Annotated in this window: 5 protein-coding genes; all 5 read left to right on the top strand. The window is 61.1% G+C overall.

All coding sequences use genetic code 11. From position 1 onward, the window contains the following. Window positions 1–1411 (top strand): bifunctional UDP-N-acetylglucosamine diphosphorylase/glucosamine-1-phosphate N-acetyltransferase GlmU (glmU, locus tag P8X48_06045; protein MEJ2106879.1); only part of this gene is annotated, 1411 nt, incomplete at its 5' end. 180 nt (window positions 1412–1591) lie between these two features. Beyond that, the gene (gene glmS / locus P8X48_06040; protein MEJ2106878.1) at window positions 1592–3418 is read left to right on the top strand and encodes a glutamine--fructose-6-phosphate transaminase (isomerizing); all 1827 of its coding nucleotides are present in this window, start codon (window positions 1592–1594) and stop codon (window positions 3416–3418) included. A gap of 487 nt (window positions 3419–3905) precedes the next feature. Continuing rightward, window positions 3906–4565, top strand: a complete 660-nt coding sequence (locus P8X48_06035; GenBank protein MEJ2106877.1) for a YceI family protein — start codon at window positions 3906–3908, stop codon at window positions 4563–4565. 69 nt (window positions 4566–4634) lie between these two features. Then, complete coding sequence (locus tag P8X48_06030; GenBank protein ID MEJ2106876.1) at window positions 4635–5645, top strand: sulfotransferase domain-containing protein; 1011 nt, start codon at window positions 4635–4637, stop codon at window positions 5643–5645. Beyond that, window positions 5642–7033, top strand: a complete 1392-nt coding sequence (locus P8X48_06025; GenBank protein ID MEJ2106875.1) for an ElyC/SanA/YdcF family protein — start codon at window positions 5642–5644, stop codon at window positions 7031–7033. Before P8X48_06030 ends, P8X48_06025 begins: the two co-directional genes overlap by 4 nt. The last annotated feature ends 52 nt before the right edge of the window (window positions 7034–7085 follow it).

The raw sequence follows: 7085 nt of genomic DNA, 5'->3' as shown, positions 1-7085 counted from the left end.
TCGGGCCGGCGCCCGACTGTGCTTTAATGCCGCCATGACGGTGCACCCCCCTCTCGAAGTAGTGGTCCTTGCCGCCGGCAAGGGTACGCGCATGCGCTCTGACCTGCCCAAGGTGTTGCATACCCTGGCCGGCCGCCCCTTGCTGGCCCATGTGCTTGATACCGTCCACGCCCTTGGCGCACGGGCCGTCCACGTGGTCTATGGTCATGGCGGCGAGCGCGTGCCCCAGGCCTTTCCCGACGCCGGGGCGCAATGGGTACTTCAGGACCAGCAGCTGGGGACAGGTCATGCCGTGTCCGCGGCAATGCCCGGGGTTCCCGATGAGGCCACGGTGCTGGTGGTCTACGGGGATGTTCCCCTGATCCGGGTCGGGACCCTGCGCGCCCTGGTTGGTGCGGCTGAAAATGCTCCGTTGGCCCTGTTGACGGTGGAACTGGACGAGCCGGCCGCCTACGGCCGCATCGTGCGCGAGCAGGACGAGGTGAGCCGGATCGTAGAATACAAGGATGCCGACGAGGCCATCCGAGCCATACGGGAAATCAATACCGGCTTTCTTGCGGCCCGGGCCGGGAATCTGCGCCGCTGGCTGGCGAAGCTGGATGCCAACAACGCCCAGGGTGAGTTTTATCTGACCGATGTGGTCGCCCTGGCGGTTGCCGAGGGCATTTCGGTGGCGACGGAAAATCCTGCTACAGTTAGTGAAATCGAGGGCATCAACAGCAAGGTCGAGCTGGCCCGGCTGGAGCGGCAATATCAGATGAACAAGGCGCAGGAACTGATGGAACAGGGCGTGATCCTGCGTGATCCCGCGCGCTTCGACCTGCGCGGCGAGCTTGTCGCCGGCCGCGACGTCGTCATCGACGTCAATGTCATCCTCGAGGGCAAGGTGGAACTGGGCGATGGTGTACACATCGGCCCCAACAGCATTGTCCGCGACAGCGTCATTGAGGCCGGCAGCCAGGTACTGGCCAACTGTGTCATCGAGGAGAGCCGCATCGGCGCCGGCTGCTCCGTCGGGCCGTTCGCGCGTCTGCGCCCCGGGGCCGAGCTCGCTGACCGGGCCAAGGCCGGCAACTTCGTCGAAATCAAGAACTCACAGATCGCCGAGGGCAGCAAGATCAATCACCTCACCTACATTGGCGACACCACCATGGGCAGCGGCGTCAATATTGGCGCCGGTACCATCACCGCCAACTATGACGGTGCCAACAAGCACCGCACGGTGATTGGTGACAACGCATCCATCGGGGCCAACAGCGTATTGATCGCGCCGGTGACGGTCGGAGCCGGCGCAACCCTGGGGGCGGGTACCATGCTCCGCAAGGACGCACCTGAAGGAACCTTGACGATTTCTGAAATCCGTCAGAAGACGATCGAGGGCTGGAAGCGCCCGGTCAAGAACAAGCCGTGAGCGTGAGTGCCCCGACGGTGTTTTCCGCCGGGGGAGGAAGAAAGGACCGCTGTACGCAGCGGGAAACAGGGGGTGGGGAAAGCAGTCGGCTGAACCGGGACGAATCAGCATCCCGTTGTGTCCGAGGCGCCCTGCCAGACGAAGTCAATCCATATCAAACGAGTAGACACGGAATTCCCCATGTGTGGCATTGTTGGCGCAATCGCAAAACGAAACATCGTTCCCACACTGATCGACGGCCTGCGCAGGCTTGAATACCGCGGATACGATTCCGCCGGCATCGCAATTCGTGATGGGCAGTCACGTCTCGAGCGCATCCGCTCCGTTGGCAAGGTGGCCGAACTGCAAAAACGCCTGGATCAGTCTTCCCTGACCGGCGAACTCGGGATCGCCCACACGCGCTGGGCCACGCACGGCATCCCCGCCGAGCGTAACGCCCACCCGCACATGAGCGGCGAGGCCGTTGCCCTGGTGCACAACGGGATCATTGAAAATCACGCAGAACTGCGCCAGGAACTGGAGAAGCAGGGCTTTTTCTTCACGTCGGAAACCGACACGGAGGTCATCGCCCATCTGCTCGCCAATGAACTGCGTTCCGCGCCGGACCTGCTCCAGGCGGTGCGCCAGGCTGCCAACAAGCTGGTCGGAGCATATGCACTGGCCGTGATCCGACCCGAAGAACCGGACCGCATGGTGGTGGCGCGCGTCGGCAGTCCGCTCGTCATTGGCGTCGGCAACAGCGAAAACTTCATCGCGTCGGATGTTTTCGCCCTGTTGCCCGTTACGAAGCGGTTCATCTTCCTGGAGGAAGGCGATATCGCGGACATTCGGCATGAGAGCATCAGGCTCTACGATGGCGAGGGGAATGAAGTGGAGCGCCCGGTGCGCGATTCACAGGTGTCCGCCTCGGTCGCCGACAAGGGGCCCTACCGCCATTACATGCTCAAGGAGATCTTCGAGCAGCCGGCCGTAATCGCGGAAACGCTCGAGGGGCGGATCTACAAGGGGCGGTTGCTGGAAGAGAGTTTCGGCCACGAGGCCACAGCGCTGTTCGACCGCGCGCAAGGAGTTCACATTGTTGCCTGCGGAACGAGTTTCCACGCCGGTCTCGTCGCCCGGTACTGGCTGGAGGAGATGGGGATTCCGTGCAGTGTCGAGGTTGCGAGTGAATACCGGTATCGCAATGTTGTTGTGCCCGACGGTACGCTGTTCCTGACCATCTCGCAGTCTGGCGAAACGGCGGACACACTCGCGGCCCTGCGCGGCGCCAAAAAGGCCGGTTACGTCGGTAGCCTCAGTATCTGCAACGTACCCGAGAGTTCGCTGGTGCGGGAATCGGATGTGGCGCTCATGACCCGTGCCGGCCCCGAGATTGGTGTCGCATCCACCAAGGCGTTCACGACCCAGTTGGTGGCCCTGCGGCTCATCGTGCTGGCGCTGGCGCGCCGGCATGGCATGACGCGAGAGCAGGAACAGGAGCAGGTCGAGGAACTGCATGCGCTGCCGCGTCAGATCGAGGTGGTGCTCGAACTTAGCGATGCGATCGAAGCCATGGCACACGCCTTCGGCGACAAGCAGCATGCGCTGTTCCTCGGCCGGGGTCCGTTCTACCCGATCGCGCTGGAGGGTGCCCTCAAGCTCAAGGAGATTTCATACATTCACGCGGAGGCGTATCCGGCAGGCGAACTCAAACACGGCCCGCTCGCCCTGGTCGACGCCGAGATGCCGGTTATCTGCGCCCTCCCGCGAGATCCCCTGCTTGAAAAGGTCCTGTCCAATCTGCAGGAGGTCCGCGCCCGCGGCGGTCAGCTGTTTCTGTTCAGCGACAAGGATGTACACATCGATCTGGACAACTACGAAAACCTCACGCTGTCCGATATCGGCCCGTCGACTGCGCCGATCACCTACAGCGTGCCACTGCAGCTTCTGGCATACCATGTTGCGGTATTGCGAGGCACCGACGTGGATCAGCCACGCAACCTGGCCAAGTCGGTAACCGTAGAATAGCGCTCGCAGGGTTTGCGTTTCGTCAACCGGAGTGAAGTTGTGGAAGACAGGAAGAAAGAGGTACTCAAAGAACATCGTACCGAGCTGATATTGATTGTTGTTCTGTTACTTCTGGTGGCAGCAGGCGGAATCCTTGCGATCATACGCTAGGGCGTGGTCTATCATCTTCCGGCACAGCACGCGCCGGCGACCAATGCACGGCCGTCGCAGCCTTCGGATTAGTCGCGTCACCGGACTGCTATTTCCAGCCACAGCTTGAACCTACGCCATCGCAGCCCGGCGTCGGGGAGTGGTGATTGCATTTTGAAGAATCGTGAACTAGCCTGTTGAAAGATTGTTCGGAGGTACGCGTACCAATGACGTACCCAGACAGCCTACAGGTCCTGCACGCAAGTCCAGCAAGGCAAGAATTGAGGTCCTCCCAAGGGCTGAGGTACAGGCCGCGCCGCCAGATCGCGACAAGGGCTCCGGCTACGGGACAGCACAGATGTCATACTGGTTCGGATCTGCCCTGAAGTCTCTTGTCTCCGCAGCCACGGTCGGTCTGTACGTGCTGGCAGGGGCCAGTGCAGCGGCTCCGGCCGGTACCTACGAGATCCTGAAAGACCGGTCCCTGGTATCGATCCTGGTCTACCGCGGCGGTTTCCTGCAGCCGTTCGGCCACAATCATGTCATCAGCAGCCGCGCCCTGCACGGAACCATCCAGTGGCAGGGCTCAGGGGCCCGGACCGGGCGCTTTTCGCTGCAGTTGCCCATGGAAAGCCTGGAGGTGGACCGCAAGGATGACCGTGCAGCCCAGGGCACGGATTTCTCCACGGAAGTGGACGACAGCGCCCGCAAGGCAACCCGTCGCAACATGTTGGGCCCGAAGGTCCTGGACTATCCCCGCTTCAACAGGATCCGTGCGTCGGGTGTATTCGATGGCAACGCGCTTCATACCGAAATCGATCTGCACGGCATGAAACGAAAGATTGTTGTCCCGGTCCGGATTCAGTCCACGGGAGAAGTGCTCTCGGCCGACGGCGCCTTTCCGGTGGATCAGTCGGAGTTCAACATTGAACCGTTTCGGGCCGTGGGCGGCCTGCTGCGAATTCGCGACCGGATTGAGATCCGGTTTCATATTGTTGCCCGGCTCGCTGGTCGCTGATGGGCATTGGGCTTCGGTCCCGGTCGACAGACAGAAATGCACAAGCAGCCGAAACATACCCCAGTGACCATGCGCCTGCCGAGGCGCTCGCGCATCTGTCAGTGTCACCTGCTCGACAGCACGAGGTGGAACCACTTTCATGCGCGCACCAGCGACATTATTGTCGCGAGTTCGTACAAGGCGGGTACCACCTGGGTGCAGGCGATTGTGGCACACCTTCTGGGTCCGGACGGGACATTTTCGGGAACCTTGTCCGAGCGCTCCCCCTGGCTGGAGGCCCGCTATACCTCCCTGCATGGAACGCTGGCGACCCTGCGGGGACAGACGGAACGGCGCTTCATCAAGACCCATTTGCCACTCGATGCGCTGCCCTATGACGAACAAGTCAAATACATTTATGTTGGTCGCGACGGCAGGGATATATTCATGTCCCTGTGGAATCATTTTTCAAACATGACCGATGAAAGCGTGACATTGATCAACCAGTTGCTTGCACCCGATCTCCCAGCGTTTCCCGATGGGCCGACAGACATCCACACGTTCTGGGACCATTGGCTCCGTCGCGGGTTGATGAGGGGCGAATCCAGCGGGTGGCCCTACTGGTCACTTTTTTCCAACATCCAGTCGTGGTGGCCCTATCGCGATCTGCACAATATCCGGTTTGTTCACTACAACGACCTCTTGGGTGACATCCGCAGCCAGGTCCTTGGAATTGCCGATTTTCTGGAAATCGATGTCAGCGCTTCGCTGCTGGAGAGGATCGTTGATGCGGTTTCGTTCCCGGAAATGAAGCGTCGAGGCGACCAATATGCTCCAGGGATGGGAAGGTTCTGGAAAGGCGGGGCCGAAACCTTCTTCTATCGAGGGACCAATGGACGCTGGCAGAAGGTTCTCTCGCCCGAGGAGCTGAATGCCTACGATCGGGTCTGCCAGGAGGCATTGGACCCGGAATGCCGTGCCTGGCTTGAAGCGGGCGCAGGAAATGCACAGGCGCAAGCCGGGAACCGGCGCGGCGCGGTGGATCGCGCTGGCCCGGTTGAATCCAGTTGGGCACACTTCCTTTCAGGGGCGGCAGAATGACAGGAGCGCGCGGCGCGGTCGTCATTCCCGCTTTTAACGAGGAAGGGACCATCAGGGACATCGCCAACCGGGCACGGAAATTCTGCCCGGTGGTTATCGTGGTCGATGACGGGTCGAGTGACAATACCGGTGCCGAGCTGGTAGACAGCGACGTCGTGGTATTGCGCAACGCACAGAATCTTGGAAAGGCCGCTTCCCTCTGGAACGGGATGCAGCATGCCCTTGCCCACGGGGCGAGCCATGTGATTACCCTGGACGCCGACGGACAGCATCGCCCTGAGGACATTCCCGCCATCCTGGACGCCGCTGCGCAGCATCCCGATACCATAATAATTGGGGCGCGGTTGCACGAGCGGCAGAACATCCCCGCGAAACGATATCTCGCCAACCGGTTTGCGAACTTCTGGATTTCCTGGGCCGCCGGCTATCCGATTCCCGATTCACAGTCCGGTTTCCGCTTGTATCCGGCATCGCTGATCCAGGACCTGAACATCGACACCGGTCGGGAGCGGAGCTTCGTGTTTGAGAGCGAGGTGCTGATCGAGGGTGCCTGGCGAAGCGTCCGCAGCGTACCCGTTCCCATTCCGGCAATCTACGGAAGCGAGCTGCGCAAGAGCCATTTTCGCTCTCTCACGGATGTGAAGTTGATCACGAAGATGGTTGCCCGCCGGCTGTTGCAGCGGCACATGCACCCTCGGGGTTTCCATGAGGCATTCATTCGCCCCGTGTTCCGCAAACTCGCCCGGCGCGGTTTTGACCGGGATGCGGGCGCCATGTTCCTGCTATCGGGGTTTTCCGCGATTGCCAGTCTGGGCACCGGATACCTGTGGCTGCTCTATCGCGTGATCAAAACGGCATGGCTGGCGCCAACGGCCATCGGCCCGGCGAGCATGGTTGTTGTTCCGGGCTTTCGCCTGCAAAACGGGAACGTCTCCGCGGACTACGCGTCCCGTCTGAATCGTGCCGCCGAGATTGCGGAACGCAACCCGGAGGCCTTCATGTTGCTGCTCGGCGGGCGGCCCCACGGCCAGATCACGGAGGCCGCCGCCGGCAAGACCTACCTGGTGGAAAAGGGAGTTACGGCGGAACGGATCATTGTCGAGGAGACTTCGGCGAATACCCTGGACAATCTGCGCAAGGCCCGGTCCTTGCTCGTGGGACAATCCGGTATCGCCATCGTTTCGAATCGCTATCATCTGGAGCGAATTCGCACGCTCGCCAACGGTCTGGGCCTGAACGTTGCGGCTTGCGCGGCTGAGGGAAATCGGAAATTTCACACACTCCTGCGTTACGCTATTGCCGAAGCGCTTTTCTTGCACTGGTACTGGGTTGGCCGCGGCTACGCGCGCCTGACCCGCAACGACCGGATTCTTGATAAATTGCTATAGCTGCTTTAATTTTCAGTTCGCGCCCGATTGGGAGTGAATGCCTCGAAAATCC

It is taken from the genome of Acidiferrobacteraceae bacterium, assembly GCA_037388825.1.
Classification (GTDB): domain Bacteria; phylum Pseudomonadota; class Gammaproteobacteria; order Acidiferrobacterales; family JAJDNE01; genus JARRJV01.
Note: the sequence above shows the minus strand (reverse complement) of the source record. Positions and strands in the feature narration are given on the sequence as shown.